Below are 24,918 nucleotides of genomic sequence, written 5' to 3' on the forward strand. Positions count from 1 at the left end.
AAGAATAGAATGAAATCAATGTTTTCTGAGGGTTCTGTTCTTGCTCGCCCATTTGTGATGCCACAAGTGGCCGAGCAGGAACAAACTGAAACTGCATTTTTTGAGTCTGTAACAGAAGACCAACTTCTTGAGTCAATCAACCGTGCATCAACCATCATTGCTCGCCAAGACGCAGCAGCGGCTTGTGTTCAGTGGGTTAATGGTGGTGACAGCTCAATCGACAACCTAGACGCAATGCTATTTGGCATGGCTGGTGGCGATGACGATACCGAGCTAACCGATGGCCAAGCAGCGCTCTACGAATCGCTACAGGAAGCGGCTAGTGAGTTTATTGCTCAAGTTGGCCAGCCTAAAGATGGCGACATGCGAGAAGCACTGGAAGATCCAGAAGCGGCAGATCGCATCTTTGAATCCCTAGAGCGTGGCCTAGACAACGTGGACTCAGACGAAGCGATCGCAGAGTTCGCCGTTCGTGAATCAATGATGCTCGAAGCGCTTAAGAAAGTGATCCGTGACGGCAAGGTAACTTACATCAAAACCAATCGCCGTAAGCGCCGTATGAGTGCAGCACAAAAAGCAGCACTTAAGAAAGCGCGCGCGAAAGCTCACAGCTCAGCGGCTAAAGCAGCTCGCAAAAAGTCTAACCGCATGCGCGATTCTCGCGGTATGGACAAGTAAGGGTAAGCAATGGCTGTAATTGTCGGCGTACCTAATGATGATGGCGTATCTATCCACAATAAATGCGCCATTACACAAGTCATAGGCGGTCAAGAGGTTACGGTCATTGGTTACATGACTGATGAGTGTCAGCTTGCCTTTAGAGCGATATGGGAAGCGCCGTTTGAGGGCGATTCCGTGGGTAACATCAATGCCCTAGATAAAACGTCCTCAGTCGCGCAAACCGTGTCGGATAAGACGAGTAAGACACTATGGAACAGTCAACAAGTTTGGCAAGGAAACGAACCGCCAGAAATCACAGCAACGCTGAAATTTGTCGCGTTCACCAATGCCAAATCAGAGGTTAATGATCCCATTAAATACCTGGCTCAGATGATAAGTCCCGAGCTGCAAAATACTGTTCCAGTCAGTTCCGATGGCCTTGGTGGCCGTGTTCCAAGTGATGCGAGATTCAAGATTGGCAAAGCGCTCAATCTACCTATGCGTATTAGCGAGGTGAGTTATGACATTAACGCACCTAAGACGCGAGACGGGAATTTCGCTTACAATACGGTAACTATTACTGCCGCTCCTAAGCAAATGATTAATCAGTCACATATTCCGAACCACTTCCAATAGAATAGGTGTAATTATGGCCGGAGCATTTAACGCAAAAGGCGATATGAATTTCTTAAAACAGAAATTCACTAAGAACATCCAAGCTGGCGAAAAGATGATGGGTACAGAGTTCGAGATGAAAATCGAAGAATACCCTAATCTTAGCGTTTTGGTGCGTTCTACTCAGTTTCCAGCAATGGGTCGTGCAGACGTAGAAGATTTTGGCCAAATGGGCTTGGGCTACATCCAAAATGGTGCGCTTGAGAACAAAGGCGAAATCGCGGTGACGTGCGTAGAAACGATCACAGGTACAGTGCTAGAAATGCTACGTGAGATCGTTCGTGAAAAGAAAATGGTCACTGTCGTTATCGAGTCTACGCCTGAATCAACTAAGGGTAAGGGTGCAACCTCGCATCGATTCCGCTTGGAGCACGTAAAAGTACGTTCAGACGTGATCGACCTATCGACAGAAGATTCAGCAGCACTTGTTAAGCCAGCTATCACACTGCAATACAACTGGGTAGATTTCTAATCGCCAACCAGTCCTATTCTATTCCCTACAAAAAGGCCGCCAGTTTGGCGGCTTTTTTGATGCTCTTAAGCTTTGGTTAGCCTATCTTTCAAGTCGGCTGGTGCAATGTAGGTATTCTCGTTGCCATCCTTTGATTTGAACAGCAATTTCAGCTCCACCAGCTTCTCAAGATACTTGCGCGCAGAGGTATGAGACACGTCAAAATCAGACTGGATTTCCTTAACAGAAAAGACACGTCCGGCTGTTTCTAATCCCTTGGCCAGAATCACAATGTGCGGCAGTTTCAACACGCTCTTAAGCTTGGACTCGTCTAGCAGCTCGCGCACCTCTCTCGTATCTTCAATCTTAGATTTGATGTACTCGTTAAAGCGCTCAATCGCATTGATGATGACCGTTAGCTGGTAGTCCACAAAGTGCGTTAAGTCATTGTCGTCCGTTTCGGTGTAAACGTAGCTTCTAATGTACTTGGTTGGCGCGCTCTTAAGTGGTGCAGAGATCGAGACGTACTTAAAGTTCTCATAACCACGCTTAAGGATGAACCAGTAGAAAAGCGCCCTAGCCGTTCTCCCGTTGCCGTCCATGAATGGGTGAATGTAGCCAATCATAAAGTGCAGAATACAAGCCTTAACGATTGGGTTAATAAAATTGGTGCTGGTGGTATGGTCGGTGTTGGCGAAGTCACATAGTTGCTCAATGAGCTTCAAAACGTGCTCATGTTCTGGCGCTTCGTGAATAATATCGCCAGTGGCCACGTCTCTAACCATGACCGCATCCGTTCTGTATTGGCCAGCAACGTGCTCATTCTCTAACACGCCATTGGTGGCTATTTCATTAAATCCGCTAATCAATTCCGGTGTGAGCTCTACATCCTTGAAATCGTCAGCCATCATGATCAAATGCCAGTTATTGATAATCATCCGTTCGGAGTCATCTTGCGGCTCACGTTCTGTTTCAAGCATTTCCTTGGCCACCTTGCGCGTTGTGGCAGCTCCCTCCAATTGGGCGCTGTTAATGGCTTCTTCCATAATCACGCTTTTCACTAGGTGTGCCTTTTTGTCTTGAGCAGATAGCGGCAAATCTTCTAGTTTGAGCTGTTTATCGATGCGGAATAGCTTAGCGTCGAGACTGGCGGCACTAAGCTTGAATGGATTGCCGTTTTCATCAACAAGCGAAATGTCGTTAAGGCCACGTCTAATTTTTAGGGCATGCCAAGCGTAGCTCTTTTGGTCGCCTTTAAACTCTTTTGAACGGTACTGAAAGTCATTCCAATGCAAGTAGTTACCGCTACTATCAAACCCGTATTTAATTGGGTCTAGCTTGTCGATTAGCTCTACTACTTTAATAAAATCAGTAGGTTTTGCTGGTGGAAGGCCAACCCCCGCAATCTTTTTGCTCATGCCGTGCAACTTTTTCAAAATGTTTAATACATCCAGTATTGCACACAGGCAGTGGGAGTCAATCGCTTATCTATCTAGGAGTTACAAGGGGTGTAATGTTTTGCTGAATACGTTCAATAGTACAGTTGTCCCCTTAACTTGCATCCCAATCGATCAGTATTTTATGCCAGTGATCAACAACTGTCGGTAGACAGTAAAGTTCAAAACCTTTCGAATCGTTGGCTTTTCAGGAAGTCACTCTAAAATTCACTTCGTAACACTAATAAGTGCCCCATTGTTTGTTATCACTGAGGCTAATTAACTTCTTTTGGATGAAAGCTTCTCTTACCTATAGTTATCCAAGGGTGTGTCGATGTAAACAATTTAAAATTATGCTTCATTTTGCAATCTAATACCCATTACACCTCATTAACCTATTGTTTATCAATTGAACTGTAATTGGAAAGTCTGCATGATAGGAGTATGAAAGGCGGCTAAAAACCTTATCAAAATCGTTAGTACGGGTTTGACATCAAAGGTCATAAGTTATGGTATTTATCTGTTTTGGCGCTCGTATTTACACCTTTCAGTTAGTGCCTTTCACGTTCTTTCCGGTGGCACTATATGCGAAGTGTTCGCTTTGATTTCACCGTTTACGGCTTCTAACTCTTATCTTATTTCTTTGGCGCTTCTTCTATTTCGTGGGTTTTGCGAAGTCAGAATTGCCTTTCTTTGGTGTTGCCGTCGAAGTGCGAGGATCGAATCCTTTTCTAATTTGAAGCTTGCAAAGCCGCGCAGTTCAATGCGTTTCTCTTCTAGCCAACTTTCGTCTTTCAATTGGAGTTAAGTTTTGTAGTTGTCCGTCTCACTTCAGTGTTCAAAGTCTTTCATATTATTCCACTTTTCAATATCTTGGAGCGCATAAATAGAAGTAGCACATGTACTAACAAATTGCTTAAGAGTGCTTCGTAACGCGTGGCATTTTTACTATGCGGTGGCTTATGTGATTAAGGCGCTGTGCGGTAGCTTTTGTATTGCGTTACTCACACCTTAGCAAGTCGTTATAGCAATTTAAGGATGAATATGTCTGAAAGCTCACGAATTGAACAGCTAAACTCGGAAATTGAGTCTTATTTAAGTTATAGGGGTCAATTGGTTGAGGGTGAAACCAAGGTTTCTGAGGGGCTTGATAAAGCTGTGCTTGCAATTTCAAGTGCGGGTCTAGGTTTAACATTTACCTTGTTTGATAAACTTTACATTGAAGGTAATGTTGATAGCCTGATATTTGCAAAATCGAGCTGGTTATTGTTCGTAGTCTCGGTGTTCTTTGTTTTATCTAGCCTGTTGTTTTCAGGATACCTGTATTATAGAAATAGAGAGCTTTCAGATAGCATTATTCAAAACAGAATAAGTATTATAAGTGCGATTCAAAGTGAAGGTGATGAGGTTCCTGAAGAAGCTGTGTTTTCTGAGAATAAAAAACTAGTTCTCGTTGCCCGTCTCTCACATTACTTTGGTGCAATAGCTCTGTTTCTAGCTATTGCTTCGTTTGGATTATTTGTTTTCCAAAATACTGATTTTCAAAAACTTGAGTCAAATCAAGTAACAGAAGTTGGGCAACCAACGAACACAACGGAGATAAAAGAGAATGAATGATAAAACCCCACCTAGACCAGTTGATCAACCAAGAGAAACGCCAAAACATGCAGTCCCACCGCCACCACCTCCTCCAACGAGACCAACAAGACGCGGTTAAAATTGCTATAACAAACTGTTTAAGAGTGATTCGCAACGCGTGGCATTTTTGCTATGCGTTGCGTTTAGTGTATCTACAAGTAAGGAGGCTAAATTGGCAAGGAAATCTTCGATAGAACATGTATTTAATGAACTGGTTGATCTGAGTAAGCAGTTTTGGCAGGTGAGCCTTTTTGCCACAATATTGTTTATTGTACTTACGTTGTTTGCAGTTAACTTCGCTGTTGGAATGCTAAGTGGGGTTGATTCTGGTTCACCAACGAATGTAGCAATCATAAATTCAATTGGTTGGGTGTTTTATTTAGTCCCGATAGTTTTCGGGATGATTACGCTGTTTTTTGGTGTAAATACTCTTAAAGGATACGTGGAGTCAAAATACACTTAACAAAGCATTTAAGAGTGATTCGCAACGCTCGGCATTTTTGGTTTGATTCAGTTTTAGTGTTTACGGCACAATAGTTTAAGTATTGTGGTGGTGCTCACTACTTAACGCGGCGTTATGTTTCAAGCAAAGGAGGAATCTATGGCTTGGGTTGAAGAATATCTTCGAGATTACACCAAAGAACGAGACAAGTTATTCAAAGAGCGTTGGTTTACCGCAAAAAGTTGGTTTGCTCGCTCTAAAGAATCAACGAAATATCACGAGCTTGAAAACTTGCTAAGTATAGAGAAAGAGTTCAATTCTCGGTGGGTGAAGCATGTAAGGCATGCTGTTGTTAAATATAAGTTGAAGGCAGATGATATAGCAGAGGCTAAGTTACTCATCGACACACATATATCAAAGCACAAAGAGAGAGATTTCTTCCTTATTATTGTCGGCGTGTTGTTCGCCGCTTCTATGAAAGCTCTGGGAAGTGACATTCTTTTCAGTTCTGCCATTGTTCTCACGGCTCTTTTTCTCGGTTATGAGCGCCTATTCGGTAGCACTACAAAGAACAGCTTAGAAGAGTTCAAAGCTATTTTAGATATAGCATCCGCACCAAAAACATAACAAACTGTTTAAGAGTGATTCGCAACGCATGGCATTTTTACTATGCGTTAGTTTAAGTGATTAAGGTTGTGTGCGGCAGCTTTTGTATTGCGTTGCTCACACCTTAATGTGGCGTTACTTTTCCATGTTTCAGCCAATCAGTTATATCCTACTTTAATAATATAACTGATAAGGTTCTGTCCAAAGACGTGCGGGTGCAGAGCTTCGCAAACACAGCTTTGCCCCATTGTTAGGTAGAGTAAATACTCATTCTCACGCTGTTAATGTACGTTTCCCATACTAAAAGTTATCCGAACCCAGCAAAACTCAAAATAATGCTACACGAGTAATTTAACCAATTCTCTTTTCACTAACCTATTGATCTTATGTTGAAGCTGAAAAGGGAAATAGCATTATTTCATCATAAAATACGTGCTGTCGCCGTATAGAAGGCTTTAAGCTTTTCTTATGGCTTCATCCACCTCGTAAGAGAACTCCGTAAGTTGTTCAATCAAGCTTTGAACACTTTCTGCTTCTTTCGACAATGTCTCCTCAAGGTTAAACTCTTGTCTAAAAGCGAGAAGTGCATTTAGCCTTGCTTCAAATTCCTCTTGTGGTGATGGTTCGTTAACAATAGGTAACTCTTGGATTGTTTCTGGAAACAATCTGCGTGGGAAGCCATCTTCAGGAAAGCCCATAGACCTGAAATTGAAGCCTGGTATATCGGGTTTTTGGTCAATGATGTCTGCGACTCTGCAGATCCAATTTGAACTAGGACCAATTTTTTTTAACAAAAACCAGATAACAGCAATGATTCCATAGAATTTGCTTCTTTGGTCCTGGCCCAAGTCCAAAAGGTTAAAATAACCTTTTCTTGGTATGGATAGAGTCCGTGGGTTTGGTCTATTACAAAGCCTAGCGTGGTGCGCGCACCTATTTCTGATACCATTTAGGTTTATCAACCAGTTATCTAACTCTCTACGGTTGTCTAAACCTAGCCTGTTGCAGATCAGATCTTGGTTTTTGCCTGATAGTATGCTGTAGAATTTTGATAAGGCACCAAAATCCCAAACCTCAGCTGCGACCCAAATTGGAATAGGTTTTCCTTTATCCCGATGGCTATCAATACTTTCTTCTTTGCTGCCTTCAATCAATTTATTGTGACGTGCTAACCAGTCATCATAATGGATTTTTGCATCAGCCTTAAAAGCGTCACGTGAGAACTGTTTCCGGTCTAAGTAAGCTAGAGGTGCTATTCTACCAATCTCATGTGCAATGATTGTTCTCAGATAGATCTCTATCCTTTCCAATGCATCGGTAAACTCTATTCGCAACCGCTTATCGAACAGGTAGAACTCAAAGATATCTTCAAAGCATGTATTTACTTGAAATTCGTTGAAGTACTGGATGTCACGGCCATTGCGTTCAAATCTTCTAGACGTATGCCAATAACCCGACAACCTATAATACCCAACTTGAGTTAGTTTTCGTTGGGCACGAAGCGGGTCTTTAATTAACATACCTCTATCAGTTAAACGCTGAATGAGTTCGTCATATTCAAAAAATGGTTTTACTTCAATGGGTTGGGTCATTTCATAAATTTCAGGTAAAAAAAAGGCCAAGACGTCACTGATGCTAGATCAGGAGGGGACATTGGCTCTGTTGCCGCAAATTCTACGCCTATATGAACTAATGTCAATAGAAAATCTGTCCCACAACATAACCCCATATCGCATAAGAAGATAATGAAGTGTATACATTCTCAAATTCTAGTTAAATGTAATGATGTATAATCTTGCAAACTTGATTGCATAAGCAAGCATCTACATATCTAAATTAATCTATTGAGCAATAGAGTGAGGAGACATAGTGAAACTCGATAAATTACGAATCTCACGTTTTCAGAGTTATGGTTCAACACCTACAGAATTATCTTTTGACGATCTAACTTTTCTAATTGGCCCCAATGGCTCAGGAAAAACGGCTGCTCTTCAGGCACTTTGTAGAATGTTTGCTTTTGACCCATCTCTACGACGAATAAAGAAATCTGACTTCCATGTTCCATGTAACGAAACGGAGCACCCTGAAGAGCGAACACTTTGGATTGAAGCTGATTTTCTATTCCCTGAATTGCATGAAGAGGCAGATAGCACAACAGTACCACCGCACTTTGCTCATATGAGATTAGTCGATGGGGAAGACATTCCTCGAGTGCGATTTCGTCTAGAAGCATCAATGGGTATTGACGGTGATATCGATGAGTCATTGATATATGTCTTGGAGCTGGATGAAAATCAGCAACCACATATTACAGCTAAAGTTTCTCGTATAGATCGCAATCAGATTCAAATACATTATCTTCCGGCGAGACGAGACCCAGCTGAACATATAACCTTTGGAGCCAATGCTTTATTAGGACGTATGTTAAGAGCCGTTAATTGGGAGGTAGAGCGAGAAGCTGTAAAGGGGCATACAGACCAAATTAGTTCGAGCCTTGACGCCAACATATCGGTAAATGCTCTAAGCACAAGTATCCAAAAGTCATGGTCTTGTTTACATAAAGGGCAGTTTTTCACGCAACCAAAAATTACTTTTGTGGCGAGCGAAATTGAATCGCTACTTCGCCATCTGTCTATTTCATTTGCTCCAGGACACGATGAAGCTAACGTTGACTTTTCACGGCTAAGTGATGGGCAAAAGTCGATGTTATATTTGTCTCTGGTCCTTTCATCTCAGGCAATTGGTCGTTCAGTGTTAAAAGGAGACGACTCTTTTGATCCTGATAAACTTCGCCCTGCAGTGTTTACCTTAATTGCAATAGAAGAACCAGAAAATAGTTTATCTCCGCACTATTTAGGAAGAATTGTGAGTTCTCTTCAAGAGATGCTTGGTCACGGGGATGCTCAAGCTCTCATCGCAACTCATGCACCATCTATGCTTAGACGTATCGAGCCGAAACAAATACGTTACATGCGTTTGAACTCGGACAGAGAAACAACTATTGCTAGCATTAACATACCTGATGAGGAGCATTATGGCGATGCCCATAAGTTTGTCACTCAGGCGGTAAAAGCCTTTCCTGAAATATACTTTTCACGCTTGGTTATTCTTGGTGAAGGTGATAGTGAAGAAATTGTCATACCACGATTATTAGAAGCTAAAGAAGTGCCTGTTGACGCATTTGGTATTACCGTAGCCCCTCTTGGTGGACGGCATGTGAACCACTTTTGGAGGCTTCTTGAAGGACTAAATATCCCGCACATTACACTCTTAGACCTTGACGTGGGTAGATATCAAGGTGGTTGGGGGCGTATCAAAACAACCAATGATCAATTAATACTACATAAACCAACTCTTCAGTTAACTGGTGGCTTTACATTTATCCCAAGATGGGACGATTCTGACCACAAAATCAGAGATTATCATAATTATTTAGAAGAAATGGAAAAGCGACGGGTGTTTTTCTCTTACCCAATGGACTTAGACTTTGCAATGCTGAGAGCCTTTCCTACAGCATTCAATATCGAAATTGATGATCAAGTTGAACCAGAACTTCCACAGATCAAAGCGGTGTTGGGCAAGTCTCGTACCGAAGCATCGGAATACGACGATGAGGAACGAAAGTTATTTATTACATATCACAAGTTATTCAAAGTCGGCAGTAAACCCGCTGAGCATATCAGTGCTCTCTCTAAACTATCTGATGAGCAACTTTTGGTAAACATTCCCCCATCCTTAGAGCGGTTGGTTGAAGCTGCAAAAGAAATATTGTTGGAGCTTCCTGAATGATTAAAATAGAAAACTGGCAACCAGCTGACGGGTTAGTTCTGGAACCCAACGCCTATCGAGCAGCTAAGGAGCGTGAAGTTAGCTTAGCCTTGACGGCCGGCCCAGGTGCTGGAAAAACAGAGATGCTTGCTCAAAGAGCAGATTTTTTACTTCGTACTGGTTCATGTCGATACCCTAGACGCATTCTTGCTATTTCATTTAAGGTAGATGCGAGTAGCAACTTAAAGGAACGAATTAAGCGCAGATGCGGTATTGAACTATCATCTCGTTTTGATAGCTATACATTTCATGCTTTTGCTAAGCGCATTATAGAACGCTTTCGTCCAGTATTAACTGGGGATGAGGCCTTAGAAGCGGGCTTTACAATTGGCCCTAAAGTTCTTCATAAGCAAATTGATTTCACGGATCTAGTTCCGCTTGCAATAAAAATATTAGAGGAGTCCCCTTTAGCTAGAAATGCGTTGAGACAAACATACACAGATGTTTTTTTGGATGAGTTCCAAGATTGTACGAATCATCAGTATGAGCTTATAAAAGTTGCCTTTCAAGGAACGAATATTCGCCTTACGGCAGTCGGTGATACAAAGCAAAAAATTATGGGATGGGCCGGTGCACTTGACGGCATTTTTGAAACCTTTAAGGAGGATTTCCAAGCTGCCCCACTCAACATGTACCGAAACTTTCGTTCTGAGCCTAAGCTTCTTCAGTTGCAAAATGAAATAGTCAAAATTCTCGATCCTGCTTCAGTTATGCCCGAAGAGCAAGTCGCTGGAGACGAAGGTCACATCCAAATTCACCCTTTCGAAAACTGCCAAGAAGAAGCCGATTATCTTTCTGAGAAAATCGACATATGGATAAATGAAGAGAAAGTCCCTCCTGCTGAGATAGCCATACTCATCAAAAACCAACCTGACTTATATGCAATGAAGCTTATGGTAGCGTTACGTGAACGAGGTATTCCATATAGGAATGAACAACAGTTGCAGGATATATCAGTTGAGCCAGCAGCGCGCTTAATCGTAGATTTTTTATTAAGCACTTTTGGTAAACAAGAGCCCTCTGCATGGATTCGCTTGATGGAAAAACTAGTTCCATTCACTGAGGAAGATGATGAAAGAGGAGAGCTAGTCCAAAATTGGCAACGCTTCATCATTGAGGAGAAAAAGGCAATAAATCAGAATCCGATAACTCCTGAAAATGCCAACAGATGGGACTGTTTGAAACGTTTTGTTGAAAAAGTAGGATTTCAATCACTAATGTCTCTGTCACATGACTATGAAACCGAATCACGTTTACGTGAAGTACTCAATGACACTTGCTCAAAGGTTGATCAGTTAATGTCAACTGGACTCTCTCTTCTGGAGTCTTTGAAACGCTTTGAAGATGATCAAGCAGTTAGAATACTCACAGTTCATAAGAGTAAAGGCTTAGAGTTTGACTCTGTAGTGCTACTAGGTGTTGAAAATGAAAGCTATTGGGGAAATCCAGATGAAAATTTATGTACTTTTTTTGTCGGGGTTTCAAGAGCAAAACGAAGGTTGTTACTGACACATGTTGGCTTTCGTTCTAGACCTGCTGACCACTATGGAAGGTGGAATACCCACAGGAGCAAACAGGAAAGATTTCTGGGGTGTGTAATATGATAACAAGGACTGTATTTGTTATTAACTAATACGTAAGAAAGTATCGCGAAAGTCGGTTTCACGCGATACTTTTCCTAATCTACCCAGCATGAATTAGCGTCACCAACCTAACTTACTTTTGTCCAAAAATGAGTTTCGGTTTTTGTTGTCCATCGACAATCACAAAGTTTGAATCGCGCGTCTTATTGGTTTGAGTTAATATTCACCAAGCCTATCCCCTATCTCAAAATGCGCCGCCACTACCGGAGCGGCCATGACACCGATTGAACTACTCGAAGACGTGAAAGCGAGATTCCCTATCTTGCTCCACGACGACGAAAAGGCGCTGTTAAGCCTACTGCGTAAAGCGCTGGCCAAGTACCAAGAGATTGCCGGATTTACCACTAAAACCCGCATCCAACAAAGCGACTTAGCCGATAACAATCAGTTTGAATTACCGTCCGACTTTGCTGCAAGGCTGGTGGTCAAAGATGACCGTGGCCGTTATGTGCGTAGCGAGGTTTGGGGCAACGTTCTTGAGCTGAAATTAACGGGCGTAGAAACATTCCCACTGACATTGATGTACATGCAAAATGTACTCAATGAGCCGTTTGATTCGTTCCAGCTTCCAACGCCGTGCATTAGCTTGCTTGGCGATTATCTGGAATTGCTGATCACTATCCCGAACGCAGAGCGTCAACGCCGTATTGCCATCGCAGGCAAGTTGGATGTGACCGATATTGCTGCCGAACCTGATCTAGCCGCACGTAAAGCCGAGATTGAAAACTCAATGCGCGCGAACCGTGCCATTGTTCCACCAGTATCGTTGCTCTAAGCGAGGTGGCCATGAATCCATACATGCAGCTCGCCAAACGCGCGACCAATAACTTTATGAATAAGCCGTGGCTGCAAGGCTGGCAATGGGCGGTAGAAATCGACTCGCCGGACGCGCCAACGGACTTTGATATTTACGTAAAGGATATTGATTTTGGTGCTGGCTCTATCGATGCGGATTCATTCCAAGTCGGTTCTGGCTCGATTGCGCTGCCTACATACAGCAGCGTTGGCGAAATCACGCTAACGGTTCGTGATGACCAAAACCTGACTATCTCCAAGTGGTTTGAAAACCGAATCAAGAAAGTCAGAAACCAAGACGGCACACTCAACATCCCTAAAGAGTACGTGTTTAAGGTCAACATTTTTACGCTCAATGAGGACGGCAAAAAGTCTCTCTATAAGAGCTATCAAGTCTTTCCTACCAAGATTGGCAACGTGATGTTTTCACGCGAAAACGGCAACCAGATCCAGTCATTCCCGCTCATTCTCCAAAAATTTATGTCTGTAGGTAACAAGATACTGTAATGCACATTCCGTCATTTCCACTACCAAGTAACATTTCAGAAGTGATTGAGTTTCGAGTCCCAACCGTGGAAGACGCTCTATTGTTCTGCGACCTCAACGAGTACCAAGAGGAAGCCAACACAACTCGCTATCTGAACCACATGCAAGACACCAGTAAGCGCCCTATGAGTGATAGCGGCCTATGGACTGGTGAAGATCGCCGCGCAGCATTGTGGTGGATTTTTATGTCCACCAGCGAGCTAGGCACTATTCCCTTTAGCTATGAGTGCGAGCACTGCAAAGAAACTCACTATCTCGATCTCAATATGGGCGAGCTAATGGAATCGGCCAAAGCGCTCAATGGATTGCCAAAACAAGAGATCACCTTAAGCGTGAAAGGCAAGTCATACCTAGCGAACGTGAAACCACTAACCGGTTACGAAGCGGAGCAACTTGAGAACATTCGCAATGAGCGCGACCAGTACGAACCGGACAGCGCTGAATGGAAGCAGCAAGCGAATCACATGGCGCTCACTGAGCTGGCCTACTGCCTAACGTTCGAAGATCAACCCAAAGACCAAGACGATGCCCTAGTGTGGAAAATCGACCTATTGAAATCGATGTACCTCAACACGGAATTTCGTGTGGCCTTTGCCAAGGTTGAAAAGTGCCTACGCAACGCGCGTCACGGATTGCTCACCAAGTACGACGAGGGGCGTTACTACCTAGTCGCCACCATTCCGCAGTGCCAGAAAGTTATCGAGCAAGGAGGTGAAGCAACTCGAACGTTGCTCTTACCCTTTCGGAATAACGACTTCATTACAACGTTTTGATTACGTTGGTTGGAACGTACTGATTGAGAACTTAACGATCTACGGTGGCCAGCCTATCGATGCGGTATTCAAAACACCTCAAACGATGGCCATAAGCCTAGATAAAGCGCTCCAAGACAAGGTGAAAAATGGACAGAAACCAACAAGAGGTTGATCTTTCACTGGTTGTTGATGCAGTGAAGCGAGCCAGTGACAAAGAGCTGACCGTGCTATCTGAGATTAGTCGCAAACTCGATGGCAAGACTCTACCAACGAGCCAACAAAAGGCCGTCCTTGCAGTAGATACAAAGGGCATCGAAAAGGCGGTGACTAAGGGCGTTTCCAATGCCTCTCTTAACGCCTCTGACATTCCGAGCATTAATCCACAAAAAGGGTTAAAACAACAATCAATCGGCACACCTAAACCAAGTGCAACCAAGACCAAGCGTACAGGTGAAATTGAGTTGTCATTTGCGCCTAGTCAGCCAGCAGAAACGCAAGCCAAGCCGGACACCAAAGCGATCGAGCAAAGCAGCTCTGTAAGTGGCGTAACGTCGATTGCTGACACGCTGAAAAGCGAGGACGCACGCGAGCCAGTAAAACAAGCGCCCGTTGTAGTGAATGTAGAAGCGCCAGAATCCAACTCTGAACGTTTGGATACCTCAATCCTTGATGATGTACCAGAGAAGTTAGAAAAGGCTGTCTCTGACGCACTGGCAGAGTTTGAGGGCTATTGGGAAGACGCTAACGGCAAGCTTCGACGCTCCGATGGTCGCTATGCGAGTAAGCAAGAGCAATCGGCTTACAAGAACGCACAGCAAACCGCATTAGAGCGCCAAATTGAAAAGCAAACCGACACGGAAAAGGAAAGCCAGAACGTTTTTGCCAAGGTGGCCACCAGCCTTAAGCAACTGGCCATCAATAACGTGAAAGAGTTCCTACAGGAAGAAAACGACGCGACCGATGCGGCTGGCGCTGCGGCTGGTGGTTCGTTCTTCTACTCCGCTAAAGAGCTTTATCACTTAGGGCAAGACGCTAAAGAAGCATTGGATGATGTGACCGAAAAAGCCACCTCAACCAAGAGCAAGCTAAAAGAATCGAAACTAGGCCGACTCTTTACCCGAGGCAAGCAAGCGCCAGAGGCAGACAGTCAGGCCGTCACAGCCATAGAGACAGTTAGCCATGAACAATTATCAGCGACAAAAGATTCGTTCGAGACAAGCCATTCAACGCAAATTACGCCTAGTGATCGACCTAACCGTGATGGTGCTAGGGGTAACGTGCCTGTCAATCTTGTTGGGAGTGATTCTAGCCGGATAAGCACAGCTAGTGAGATCAAAAGCACCAAAGAACAGAGCTACCGAGCAAACATGCTTGAAGTGCTCCATGAATCGAGTGCTGATCGTGAACGCCAATTCGATGATGTACTAGATAAGCTCGATGATCTGATCTCAGCAACCAAAGCAGCGGCGAACGATGGTCAAGGCGGTCTATTAGACCTAGCTGGCGATATGTTTGAACGCCGCCGTGCTGGTGGACGTGCTGGCCGTAAAGCGGGTGGCAAACGTGGCCGAATCAAATCAGTAATGTCAGGCATTGGCAACAAAGCCTCAAACGTGGCCAGCAAGGGCGTATCGATGGCGGGTGCCGCCTTTAAAGGTATGTCTAAAATCGGCTCTATTGCTGGCAAGGCGATCCCTTTCCTTGCTCCGGCATTAATGGCCTACGATGCGTTTAGCGGATTCACTGACAAAGACAAACAGAAAGAGACGTTCAACCTCAAAGATGGCCAAGAGGCGACAACTGGCCAGAAAAGCTCAATGGCATTGGCAAACGCGCTCGATTTGGGTGGCCTAGTCAGTGGCGGTGCTGGTTTGCTTGGTTCGGCGCTTGGGGCGTTCGGTTTTGATGGCGCTAAGGAAGCATTGACCTTTGATTCTGGTGATATGGCCAAGGGCATTTACAAGCTGTTTGGCGGCGAGATCGAGGGAGAAACAACGGCTAAGAGTTCTAAATTCGAAAGCGAAACTAATCACTCTAAGAGTGAAAGAGCTCAATCAGAGAAAGAAGAACACCTTAAAAGCGCCGAAGCCTACCACACTGCTAAAGCGTCCAATGACAGCCAAACCATGCGCGAACTTGATGCGAAAAACTCAATTCAAGTGACCTCTCAAGAGGCATCGCAAAAGGCCAGCGAGCAAGGGATTAGCTACAAAGAAGCTTACTTAGCTGTAGAAAGAGAAAAACGTATTAGCCAGGACAAACGTGTGCAAGTGGCTAATGAAACGGGCATGGATATGTCCGGTATGGTCGAGCATCCCGAGCTTGGTCAAGTTTACTCGCCAGATAAGAAAGCTGAACAAGTGGCCGCCGTCGATGCGGAGATCAAACGCCGTAAAGAGGCCGAGGCCGTAGCCGCACTAACCAAGGCTGCAAACAACACGCAAACCAACAGCGTGACCACAGCCAGTCATGAATCATCCATCAATACCGAGCTAAGTAACCAGAAAACGGATGCTCAATCCGTGGTGAAAGTGGACACCGAAAACACCTCGAATAAGACGGTTGCGACTCAATCATCCATCCAACGCAATGAGCGAGTTATCGAGCTGCAAGCACAGGCAGCAATGAAAGACCTCAAAGAGAGCGGCAAGCCTCAAACCGTGGAACTTAGCAAACATTCACTGGATGCCATTGGGCGCGCGGTTAGCGGCAGTGATAACAACAAGCCGACCACTATCTTTGCAGCGCCTAGCGGCAGCTCAAGCAAAGACAAGCCAGCGTCAGCCACTAAGGCTAGCGGCTCTATTCCTCTCAACTTTGATGACCGTTCGTTACAGCGTCAAAGCGCTGATATGGAGTAATAGATGAGCCAAGAAATTGATTACTTACTACGGGTCGATATTGACGGTGTGAAGGTGGCCGATGAGAAACACGCGATCGTTGCGCGCGTCTCTGAATGGCTCGATACACCTCAAGGCCAAGTTTGGGGCGCTCCAAAATGGGGCAACAGATTAGGGGCATACAAACATGAACCAATAAACGAAACCACAGCAGCAGCTATCGAAAACTCAATCCTATTAACCCTCCCAATTGACGTGAAAGACGCGGTGGTTCAAGGCATTGCCGTAGAGCCAAGCGTGAACGGTATCGATGCCTACAAATTGACGATCGTTGTGAACGGTCAAACGTTGGAGAGAGGTATTACGTTTTGAGCAAGTTAGAAGAAGTCAAAAAGACCTTTAACGAGGCGATTGCTGGTTCAAGCTGGTGGTCGCGTCATATAGGTTCGCAGTTCGTTGACTACCTTTGCTTATTTGTGGCCAAGATTGTTGAACGCATGGCAGCAATCAGTAGCCGTGCATTGCAAGAATCCTACCTGACGCTAGCCACTAAACGCACCTCCATTTTGGCGGGTGCTGAAACTGAGGGCTATGTAGGGCGAAAAGCAGCGCCATCGAAAGGCCGTGCGCTAGTGACCAATACCGGAACAAAGCGCGTTACCTTGCCGAAATACAGCCAATGCGTGGCTGACAATCAATTGCGCTATACGCTAATGGAAGCCATTGATCTTATGCCGCAAGAAAGCGCCGCAGTAGAGGTGCAACAGTTCGAAGTGTCCAAGATGAACTACACGGTCGATGAGGGAAAAAACTGGTTGGCCGTGGCGTTCCCTCAAGAGCTGACTAAGCGTATTCATAACATCATCGTGCGTGTGAACGGAGAAGAATGGACGCACGTCTTTAAGTTTCGTAATACGGACGGCAAATCCAAAGCCTACATGGAGTATTACAAGCCAACCGACCAGCTAGGCGTTCGTTTTGGTAACAACAATAACGGTCGTGCGCCAGCGACAGGTGATGTAATTGAGTTTGAGCTATGGCTGACTAATGGTGTGACTACCCTACTCGATGCGCAGTATTTAGAGCTTATCGATATGGGGATTCAAAGCGCCTATAAAGACCAGCTCTCAATCAAAACTTCCACCAGCATTATCGGCGGTGCAGAGCCGGAAGACATTGAATCAATCCGAAACAACGCCCTTTACTCGCCAATCTATGACGAGCAGATAGCGTGGGACTCGGATTACATGACCTTTGTTAAGCGCAATATTTCTGGTGTTACTTGGTTGTCGATTTGGGGTGAAGCGGAGCAGGAAAAACTCACAGGAACGCCGGACGTTCGCAATATCAATACGATCTTTATTTGTGCTTACTCTGCCGATAAAACCGACGAGATTTTGAATCAGGAAATCCAAGTTCTATTCGCTGGCCGAGAGGGCTATAACGAGCGCTATAAGCTGGTGGAGCGTAAGGACGTGCCATTTACCGTGACGGTCAAAGGTAAGCTTTACCCAAGTTCAAATCCAGAATGGGCGACAAAGGTACTGGCCGATGCGTTAGATGAGAAATTTGGCAAACAGACAAGTCGCAATGAGCGCATTACCAAAAACCAAATTTGGGATGCCATCCAAGAGCTCAACGTGACTTTGGGTATTAAAGAGTTTGAGGTTGAAGTCGTTGGGATTCTTGACCGCATCCCGATTGATACTTACCACTATTTAGATGTGAATGCGTCAACCATTCAACTGAACTTCGATTACTCATAGAAGTTTTCGCACGGAGCAAGAAAGACACGGATGTTTTCGCATGCGAGAACTTTAAGAAACATCATCCCGTATAGTTTTCGCATGCGAAAACTTTTACACCAATAAGGCGAAAAACATGGCATTTGGAGACTTCAGAAAATGGCTATCTGGCCAGCTAACCAAGGCGCGTCAAAAGGAAACCGCTTGGGTAGATTTAGCAAGCGCGATCGCAGAGTCAATTGAAACCCACGTAAAGTCATACATTGAAAAGCTTAAAGCGCGTTCTTCACTGTACGAAATGGACAAAGAATCACTGCTAGAAGACATTAAAGAGCTGCGAAAAATCTTCCCACTAGGCGAAGTGGCCGATGAGGACTTGCCACACGTTGTGATGCAGCGTAAGGATGAAATTCACTTCAAAAAGACCATTTATCCACTTATCTCAACGCTCGCGCGTGAATTTAAAGGGTTACGTGTTAAGTGGGAACGAATCTACGCGCCAGTAGACCAAGAGCGATTTCCATACGGCACGTTCTTAGTTCCCGAGTCAGAGTTAGAGCTGCAAAACGGACTAAACCCGAGCGACTTTTTTCTGACCAGTCGCGGTGCTATTCGCATCCCTTTGAACGACATTGCAGGTGAGGACGGCATTACCGAGGAAGCCATTCGAGCATTCGAAGCGAAGATTAAGCGAGTGGTGCATCCTCTTATCCCATTACGAATTGTTTTAGATGGCCAATTGTATTCTATTGAATTTGAAGTCATGGATATGGTGGAAATACCTAACTATTCTGACCATGTTACGGTTGGAAAACAGACCACGACCGATATAGAATCAACACCGAGCTATAAACAGGATTTCGTTCAAACTGGAACGACGACACAGGAAGAACGCCCTGTTAGCCCTATGTATGGTACACCTAGAATGGATGCGATCCCCTTAGATGCGATCTCCATTGATAGACGGTACTATTAACCCTATTCCTATTCCCCGTCACATTAAAGCGCCACGACTTATACGAGGTCGTAAAGGTGCTTACACAAAAAGTAGTCCTATCGCAGTGTGAACTGCTTAACCGTTATTACGACGAACGCGCCTTGTCGTCGTTGCCTACCAATGGTACTGAGCCTTATTTCCAATTTGGCGATCTTGAATGGGGTTTTGACCTTATCCAAGAAATTGAGGGCAAGCCTAGCTGCATGCCTATCCCACTGGATAAGACAACCGTTGAAAACGTGTTTTACCGTTCTAAGGCGAACTACGCCTATGTGAACGGCAATATCGTAATCACGGCAAACTTGCCAGCGGGTACGCTAGCAGAAGATGAACAATACCAGTTCTCTTGCGTCGGCGTGAAAGATGCGAGCGGCGGTCTGATTCTAGTGGCTGTCACTCAACCAGTTTGGATCTACTCTGACCGTGGTCTATCGATAGAAATCGTGATTAACACGGCTCGCACGGATAGCGCTCAATTGGCGCAGGTAGGTGCCTAATGAGTCGCCCAAACTTCGAAGAAACGATCATCATCCCGCCACTGCTAACGGACTGGCAAGCGCTACCGCTTATCACCGATACACAGTACCTAGAACCACTGGCCAGTAACAGCCTAAACCGTAAGTTTTACGGCATCGTTCGCGCTGGTATTTTCCGTGGTTTTGAATGTGCTCCGGCTGGTGGAATGAAACTGCGTGTGAGCAGTGGTGAACAATTTGGCGTGGCGTTAGTTGAGCGCGACGACTATGTGTTAACCGTTCGACAACAACACGATGTTGATGTGGAGATTCCGGCTGGTGCCACTTCTTATGTGGTGCTCGAAGCGTTCTATAAGTTTGGCGTAAAGACAAAACAAGTCGATTTAGCGTCAGACATTGAAGCGTCCGAAATTAAGGTGCTTCCGCAGGAAGCGGTTGAAGATCATCATTTGATATTGTGTCGCGCTACCGTGCCAGATGGCGTTACCCAACTCAAAAGTGAACACCTTAACTTTGATGATCGTGAACAAGGCGGTTATGACCTACAAGGCCACGTTTCACATCCCGACCCACATAAGCAATATGCGATGCGCGCCGAAGCCAATGCGCACTACGCAGATCGTGAAAACCCGCACCATGTAACCAAAGCGCAAGTTGGCCTTAGCTTGGTAAACAACTGGGACGCAACCAGTCAGATAAACGTAGATAACGATCAGCTTTATGCCACTGCGAGAGCCATCAAGTTGGTTCACGACAAAGCTGCTGCTGCATACAACAAGTCGGTTGAACATTGGCCGTACATTGCGTCTGGTGGCGAAACAAAAATAGCATTGCCTTACGAAGTGCCGGAAGTAGATTCATTGTCTATCCAAGGTATCGTGCAGACCAAAGACAGTGCTTGGCAATTCTTGAAAGACACTAATGAGGTTGAAGTAGCCGAACCACTTGAAACGGGTGATGAAGTGGTGATTACTCTAGGTGTCCCATCACTAAGCTCAAGCTCTATCATTGCCGAGCTTCAAGAGCATATCGATAACCTTGAAGCCATCATAAACAGTGGTATCGCTGGCGCGCCTATGGAAGTATTCCATAGCCACTTCGCTAGTACGTCGAATACTTTCACTGTTCCACCAGTCTTTGAAGAACGCGCGATTAAGCTGGTGTTCCTACAAGGTGTGCAGCAATCAAAAGATATTGCTTACACCATCTCGCCGGACAGTCGAGTTATCCAGTTTGTTGACGAAATTGCAGCAGGAACGGAGATCACCTTGGTCGGCTAATCAGTTTTCAAATTCCCCTAGCCCTATTCCCCATAAATGCCCTTTTTACTAACAACGAAATTGGATTTTTTATGGCTACACAGAACAAATTAACTCGCATCAACCGTCTTGTTTCTGATCTTTCAGCGCAAGACGTTGGTGCATTACCAGTGGGCGCTCGCGCAACAGACTCATCAAAACTAGAGGGGAAAACCAAGGCACAAGTTGTCAGTGAAGCGCGCTCGAATCTTGTCCCAACTTCTCGCACTATCAATAACAAACCGCTAACGGGCGATGTGACTCTGACTCACTCAGATGTGGGCGCAGCGCCAGCAAGCCACACGCACGACTACATCCCTAACAACAAGAAAGGCGTTGCAGAGGGTGTGGCTACGCTAGATAGCACAGGCAAAATCCCACAAGGTCAATTACCAGCTATCGCTATCAAAGAAACGTTCCCTGTTAAATCAGAAGCGGAAATGCTTGCTCTTACAGCGCAAGAGGGCGATATGGCAATCCGCTCAGATCTGCGTAAATCGTTCGTTCTTATGCGCCAACCAGCGAGCACACTAGCGAACTGGCAAGAACTATTAACACCGACTGACGCCGTTTCATCGGTTAATGGTCAGCGCGGTAACGTAGTGCTTGAGGCTACAGACGTTGGCGCTGAACCAGCATTTAGCAAAAACACAGCATTTAACAAAAACTTCGGCACTAGCGCTGGCACTGTTATGCAGGGTAACGACTCTCGCGTTGTGAATGCAGTGCCAAAGACTCGCACCATCAACGGTCACGCGCTAAGCGCAAACGTCGAGCTAACCGCAGAAGACGTGGGCGCACTAGATGCTGGTGCAACTGCCGTTAACGCAGCGAAGCTTGAGAACACCACTAAGTCGCAAATCATTTCACAAGCGCGTAGCGGTCTAGCTGCTAGCGGCGCGTCATACACCAAAGCGGAATCTGACGGTAAATATGCAACCAAAGATAGTCTAGGCGCTTCCATCAAAGACGCGATCCGAACGGTGGATATTACTGTCGAAGCTGCATCAACTACGGTCACTCTGCCAGCGAGTACAGTCTCAGCAATCCTTGTTCTAAGCGTGTGCGGCGTAATGCAGAACGCAGGTGTATGGAGTCTATCTGGCAACACAATCACGTTCGGTGAACAGCTACAAGCTGGCGACATCGTGACGGTTATCGGCTTCAAGTAAACATGACCTTTCCTTTCCTACTTCCCCATTAACGATGTGCTCCGGCGCTTTGTCGGAGTTGCTGGTCATTGAATTGAGAAAGGCATATTTCTGAATGGCATTAAAAAAATTGACTCAAGTTGGTGGTAGTCCAGCTCGAAAATTGCGTGAAGAAATCACAACAAAAGTGGATGAACACGCTAGCAATAAAACGAACCCGCACGGAGTCACAAAGGCACAAGTAGGCTTAGGTAACGTACCAAACTATCCGGCCACCAGCTCGGTAACAGATGCGTCCAACAGCAAACTTGCGACCTCTGGTGCTGTTAAACAAGCATACGACAAAGGCGTTGAGGGTTTAAATCGCGGTAACGCAGCTTATGACCGCGCAGAGCAAGCAGAGACAAACGCGAACAAGCACACCGACGAACGTATCAGCACTTTGATTGGTGGTGCGCCAGCAGAAGCGCTCGATACAATCAAAGAGCTTGGTGACGCGCTCATGGATCAAGAAGATGCGGTAGCGGCCATTACAACCAACATTGCTCAACACAAATCAGACAACTCGAACCCACACAAGGTTACGAAAGCTCAAGTTGGTCTAGCAAACGTGCCGAACTACGCATTCACAGCAGCGGTTAATGATGCTAGCGATGTGAAATTTGCGGCGGCAGGTGCCGTTAAGAAAGCGTATGACCTTGCAGCTTCAAAGATGACTCAAGCGCAAGCCGATGGTCGCTACCTAAAACAGTCTGGTGGCACACTGACTGGTGGCCTACTCATTGATGAGGGCAGTTCCAATGTTTCTCAATTGCACATAGGTCATGCAGGTAAGCGCTTTCATGTTGAAACGAAAACCGATGGCACCTTTGAGGTTGTAGAGAGTGACGTTTCCAGTCGATTAAAGATCCGCAAAGGTGGTGAATCAACACTATACGGCTCCCTAAACGCTACAGAGTCGGTATCTTCGAATCGTAGTGTTGAAGTGCAAGGCACTCGCGCTGGTAATAACGTTCCATCGAGCGAGCAAGTTAAGCTGGACGGGTACGGGTTGATTGGTAATCGTCGGGCGGTTTACTTAACGAACGGTTCTAATTCGTCGGATGCTTACGTTCAAATCGCGGTGGGTGGTGCTCATAATGGAGGGGACGCCAAGTTAGACCTGACTCGATCAAAGCTTAGTTCCAGTGTCCCTATCGAAGTGCAAGGGAATAAAGTCGTTACAGAGGCGTTTAACCGTACTGAGGTTGTGCGCACCTCTTTAGGTAGTGACAACTCTTGGTGCTTGGTTGCCAATGTAACGATGCCTCAATCAAGCTCTACTGCGGTTATTGAGTTCTTTGGTGGTGCTGGCTTTAACACTGACTTGCACTATCAGTCGTCACGACACCAAATGATTCTGCGAGCCAGTAACGGAAACCCTAAAGGTCTAAATGGTCAGGTTATTACAGACCATCCTAGCGGCTTACCATTTAGTGAGTTTGGCTGGGTGAATACTAGTGGTGACAATTACGCAATCTATGTGAAAACACGTAGTGCCTACAGTACGAACATCCTAATTCGATACATGTGTAGTCACACAATTACGCCTTACGTTAGCAACAAAGGTGCGACTGAGCCATCGGGTATTGTTAAAGGGCGAATGGTCACTAGCTATACGTCTTACAATAAAGACTTAGGGGCAATCAACTCTGTTGATGGAAAGGGTTTAGAACTTGATTACTCTACAAAGAAAACTTGGATTGGTTCTCGTAATTCTTCTTGGTGCCACATCCAAACGGAGGCAACGAGTGGTTTCTATTTCTACAATCCCATCGTAGCTTCTTCGGGTCTAAATATAAATTTGAACCAAACCTTGGATTTTGGTGGTAAGACAGGGGTTAGAGCTACAGATGGTTCTTGGCTTCGCATCAATGACTTAGGAGCATTTGGTGCTGGTGTCTTTTTCGGTAGCTCATTGGTTCGTACTGATGGACAGTTTACTTCTGGTTCTTGGCATTCCAAAGCAAAGGCAGCTCGTGTAGCTCCTAACTTCTATGATGGTACTTGGGGTGGTAACGGTTATGCTGCTTACAGTGTTAATGTGCCAGACAGTGTAGGTGCTCATTGGGCTTTTGCCTCTTACTACGATGGAACTAACATTCGTGCTGGTATTCAGATTCTTACTAACTCTGATGGTCGGATTAGATTATACACTAACCGTAGAAGCAAGTATGTCGAGGTATATAGTGGCAACGTATATGCGGGTGCGCCTCAAAGCTCGGCGGGTCACTCATTAGCGCGCAAGGATTACGTAGACTCTAAAGTTGCTTCTTTGAACCGTAGCGGTGAGTCTGCTATTGGTAGCGGAGGACAGTTAAGGGCGGGAAATATCACAATTGGCTCAACCACATGGGAATACAAGGATTGGATAGGCCATTATCTCGATCCGTTTGATTTGGTTGCATACAATACTCCGGTGTCAGGGTTTGATATTCGTGTTGCAGGTTATTACGACATTCAATGGACTCCGATACGACGACGAAATGCCGTGAATGACTCGATTGTTTACTCAGCCATTACTAAGAACGGCGTTATCATTTCAGAGTCAGAGAGCTTGTCTAACGACTATTGTGCATCCACGATCACTTGTCGATGGGTTGGGAAGCTAAATCGCGGCGATTTAATTCAGTTCCTAGACAGGGGCGCGTCAACGGCGGTTAAGGGTTCGCATTTCTCGATCCGCTACATCAAGCCATAACCATCAATCTAAGGGACACGATGCTGTCCCTTTTTTGCAAAGTTTTCGCATGCGAGAACTTTAAAACATGTCATTCCCTAAAGTTTTCGCATGCGAAAACATGGGCGCATATTGATGCGAAAGCCAATATTTATATAATCTGCCTTGTCAAACATCGATTCGACTCGACTATCCTCGTTGTAAGTTTTGTTTGCGT

Annotated in this window: 21 protein-coding genes; 19 read left to right on the top strand and 2 right to left on the bottom strand. The window is 45.2% G+C overall.

What is annotated here, in order from left to right:
* Positions 1–9 precede the first annotated feature (9 nt).
* The 3 genes from NDJ01_RS14490 to NDJ01_RS14500 are packed head-to-tail and all read left to right on the top strand — an operon-like array spanning position 10 to position 1,807.
* Positions 10–678, top strand: a complete 669-nt coding sequence (locus NDJ01_RS14490; RefSeq protein WP_104968932.1) for a hypothetical protein — start codon at positions 10–12, stop codon at positions 676–678.
* A 9-nt stretch (positions 679–687) separates the two neighbouring features.
* On the top strand, positions 688–1,296 hold the full coding sequence (locus NDJ01_RS14495; protein ID WP_258470126.1) for a hypothetical protein: 609 nt from the start codon (positions 688–690) through the stop codon (positions 1,294–1,296).
* Positions 1,297–1,309: 13 nt separating this feature from the next.
* The gene (locus NDJ01_RS14500) at positions 1,310–1,807 is read left to right on the top strand and encodes a hypothetical protein (RefSeq protein WP_213916467.1); all 498 of its coding nucleotides are present in this window, start codon (positions 1,310–1,312) and stop codon (positions 1,805–1,807) included.
* A gap of 65 nt (positions 1,808–1,872) precedes the next feature.
* Here the strand turns inward: NDJ01_RS14500 and NDJ01_RS14505 are convergent, their stop codons facing one another.
* Positions 1,873–3,204, bottom strand: a complete 1,332-nt coding sequence (locus NDJ01_RS14505) for a Fic family protein (protein WP_258492334.1) — start codon at positions 3,202–3,204, stop codon at positions 1,873–1,875.
* Positions 3,205–4,266: 1,062 nt separating this feature from the next.
* On the opposite strand from NDJ01_RS14505, the gene NDJ01_RS14515 reads away from it, so the two are divergent.
* The 3 genes from NDJ01_RS14515 (at position 4,267) to NDJ01_RS14530 (ending at position 5,929) form a co-directional block, all read left to right on the top strand.
* Positions 4,267–4,839, top strand: coding sequence for a hypothetical protein (locus NDJ01_RS14515; RefSeq protein WP_258470128.1), 573 nt, complete (start codon positions 4,267–4,269; stop codon positions 4,837–4,839).
* A 193-nt stretch (positions 4,840–5,032) separates the two neighbouring features.
* The gene (locus tag NDJ01_RS14525; RefSeq protein WP_258470129.1) at positions 5,033–5,323 is read left to right on the top strand and encodes a hypothetical protein; all 291 of its coding nucleotides are present in this window, start codon (positions 5,033–5,035) and stop codon (positions 5,321–5,323) included.
* A 138-nt stretch (positions 5,324–5,461) separates the two neighbouring features.
* Positions 5,462–5,929, top strand: a complete 468-nt coding sequence (locus NDJ01_RS14530) for a hypothetical protein (protein WP_258470130.1) — start codon at positions 5,462–5,464, stop codon at positions 5,927–5,929.
* 434 nt (positions 5,930–6,363) lie between these two features.
* Here NDJ01_RS14530 and NDJ01_RS14540 read toward each other — a convergent pair whose 3' ends face one another.
* Complete coding sequence (locus NDJ01_RS14540) at positions 6,364–7,500, bottom strand: Abi family protein (protein ID WP_193837896.1); 1,137 nt, start codon at positions 7,498–7,500, stop codon at positions 6,364–6,366.
* A 277-nt stretch (positions 7,501–7,777) separates the two neighbouring features.
* Between NDJ01_RS14540 and NDJ01_RS14545 the strand changes: the two genes are divergently transcribed.
* From NDJ01_RS14545 to NDJ01_RS14605, 13 genes are all read left to right on the top strand, one after another.
* A complete protein-coding gene (locus NDJ01_RS14545; protein ID WP_065101170.1) occupies positions 7,778–9,697 on the top strand; it encodes an AAA family ATPase in 1,920 nt (639 codons plus the stop codon).
* Positions 9,694–11,340: a UvrD-helicase domain-containing protein gene (locus tag NDJ01_RS14550; RefSeq protein WP_193837895.1), complete on the top strand. Its 1,647-nt coding sequence runs from the start codon at positions 9,694–9,696 to the stop codon at positions 11,338–11,340. Before NDJ01_RS14545 ends, NDJ01_RS14550 begins: the two co-directional genes overlap by 4 nt.
* 253 nt (positions 11,341–11,593) lie before the next feature.
* Complete coding sequence (locus NDJ01_RS14555; RefSeq protein WP_258470131.1) at positions 11,594–12,154, top strand: hypothetical protein; 561 nt, start codon at positions 11,594–11,596, stop codon at positions 12,152–12,154.
* A gap of 11 nt (positions 12,155–12,165) precedes the next feature.
* Positions 12,166–12,681 carry a hypothetical protein gene (locus tag NDJ01_RS14560; protein WP_158159326.1) on the top strand — a complete coding sequence of 172 codons (516 nt, stop codon included), beginning with the start codon at positions 12,166–12,168 and terminating at the stop codon, positions 12,679–12,681.
* Complete coding sequence (locus NDJ01_RS14565; protein WP_074190819.1) at positions 12,681–13,493, top strand: hypothetical protein; 813 nt, start codon at positions 12,681–12,683, stop codon at positions 13,491–13,493. Before NDJ01_RS14560 ends, NDJ01_RS14565 begins: the two co-directional genes overlap by 1 nt.
* A gap of 128 nt (positions 13,494–13,621) precedes the next feature.
* On the top strand, positions 13,622–16,336 hold the full coding sequence (locus NDJ01_RS14570; RefSeq protein WP_258586906.1) for a hypothetical protein: 2,715 nt from the start codon (positions 13,622–13,624) through the stop codon (positions 16,334–16,336).
* 3 nt (positions 16,337–16,339) lie between these two features.
* Positions 16,340–16,687, top strand: coding sequence for a hypothetical protein (locus tag NDJ01_RS14575; protein ID WP_033905435.1), 348 nt, complete (start codon positions 16,340–16,342; stop codon positions 16,685–16,687).
* Positions 16,684–18,081: a hypothetical protein gene (locus NDJ01_RS14580; protein WP_256952007.1), complete on the top strand. Its 1,398-nt coding sequence runs from the start codon at positions 16,684–16,686 to the stop codon at positions 18,079–18,081. The genes NDJ01_RS14575 and NDJ01_RS14580 overlap by 4 nt, the downstream gene beginning before the upstream one ends.
* A 115-nt stretch (positions 18,082–18,196) precedes the next feature.
* Positions 18,197–19,036, top strand: a complete 840-nt coding sequence (locus NDJ01_RS14585; protein WP_258586907.1) for a phage tail protein — start codon at positions 18,197–18,199, stop codon at positions 19,034–19,036.
* 56 nt (positions 19,037–19,092) lie between these two features.
* Positions 19,093–19,554: a hypothetical protein gene (locus NDJ01_RS14590; RefSeq protein ID WP_033905433.1), complete on the top strand. Its 462-nt coding sequence runs from the start codon at positions 19,093–19,095 to the stop codon at positions 19,552–19,554.
* Positions 19,554–20,813 (top strand): hypothetical protein, encoded by a 1,260-nt coding sequence (locus NDJ01_RS14595; protein ID WP_170890830.1) that lies wholly within the window; start codon positions 19,554–19,556, stop codon positions 20,811–20,813. Before NDJ01_RS14590 ends, NDJ01_RS14595 begins: the two co-directional genes overlap by 1 nt.
* Before the next feature lie 71 nt (positions 20,814–20,884).
* A complete protein-coding gene (locus tag NDJ01_RS14600) occupies positions 20,885–22,003 on the top strand; it encodes a hypothetical protein (protein WP_258586908.1) in 1,119 nt (372 codons plus the stop codon).
* Between the two features lie 94 nt (positions 22,004–22,097).
* Positions 22,098–24,722 carry a hypothetical protein gene (locus NDJ01_RS14605; protein WP_258586909.1) on the top strand — a complete coding sequence of 875 codons (2,625 nt, stop codon included), beginning with the start codon at positions 22,098–22,100 and terminating at the stop codon, positions 24,720–24,722.
* Positions 24,723–24,918 lie beyond the last annotated feature (196 nt).

The organism is Vibrio sp. HS-50-1 (genome assembly GCF_024747315.1).
Classification (GTDB): Bacteria; Pseudomonadota; Gammaproteobacteria; order Enterobacterales; family Vibrionaceae; genus Vibrio; species Vibrio diabolicus.